The sequence below is a fragment of the Salinicola sp. DM10 genome (genome assembly GCF_017306975.2).
In the GTDB taxonomy this organism is placed as follows: Bacteria; Pseudomonadota; Gammaproteobacteria; order Pseudomonadales; family Halomonadaceae; genus Salinicola.
Genome location: NZ_JAFLEN020000024.1, coordinates 1 through 870 on the forward strand (window position 1 = coordinate 1; position 870 = coordinate 870).

General features: G+C 55.2%; 2 tRNA genes and 1 rRNA gene. All 3 read right to left on the reverse strand.

Features of this window, described 5'->3' with window-relative positions:
- Nucleotides 1-332: 332 nt before the first annotated feature.
- Nucleotides 333-408 (reverse strand) — tRNA-Ala (locus J0A90_RS18440).
- 121 nt (nucleotides 409-529) lie between these two features.
- Nucleotides 530-606, reverse strand: a tRNA-Ile gene (locus J0A90_RS18445).
- A gap of 94 nt (nucleotides 607-700) precedes the next feature.
- Nucleotides 701-870 (reverse strand): 16S ribosomal RNA (locus J0A90_RS18450); the annotation flags it as partial.

An 870-nucleotide genomic window follows, 5' to 3' on the forward strand; every position in this document is an offset into this window, starting at 1 on the left:
CTGGTCGCGCGATCACAACGACAATTGCCGGATACGCTTGAGACGTATCACTTTTCGCTCTTCGCCATTCCAACTACGAATGGTGAAGAACTGTCAGCATGATCCACATTGTTAAAGAGCGTTTAGAGCAGAAGCTCTAAGCGATCGACTCGGTCGCGGCGTTCGCGACGAAGCGGATGGCTTAGAACTCGGTGACTGTGTGGCGTGAGCCAACGGGGAACGATTTGGTGGAGCCAAGCGGGATCGAAGTCGTGCGCGACCCCGGTCTGACCACCTGACGTGCAAGGCAGGCGCTCTCCCAGCTGAGCTTCTTCAGCACTTTCCAAAGACAGTGGTGGAGCCAAGCGGGATCGAACCGCTGACCTCCTGCGTGCAAGGCAGGCGCTCTCCCAGCTGAGCTATGGCCCCATAACAAGTACAGATTTAAGGGTAACCCTTGAACCTGTTTAAATTCGATTCAGGCGAGGCGAAGAAGCGCGACGTGTAGCCTGCTACACGAGTGTTTCTTCAACGATGCATCAATCGAATTTGGTGGGTCTGGGCAGACTCGAACTGCCGACCTCACCCTTATCAGGGGTGCGCTCTAACCAACTGAGCTACAGACCCGGCTTTACCACTGGGTCCGTGACCCAAACAGTCATTGCTCTTGGTCGATCAGGTAATTGATTGTGAGCGCTTATCTCGCGATCCGCTAATCGTTTAAGGAGGTGATCCAGCCGCAGGTTCCCCTACGGCTACCTTGTTACGACTTCACCCCAGTCATGAACCACACCGTGGTGATCGCTCCCCCGAAGGTTAAGCTAACCACTTCTGGTGCAGTCCACTCCCATGGTGTGACGGGCGGTGTGTACAAGGCCCGGGAACGTATTC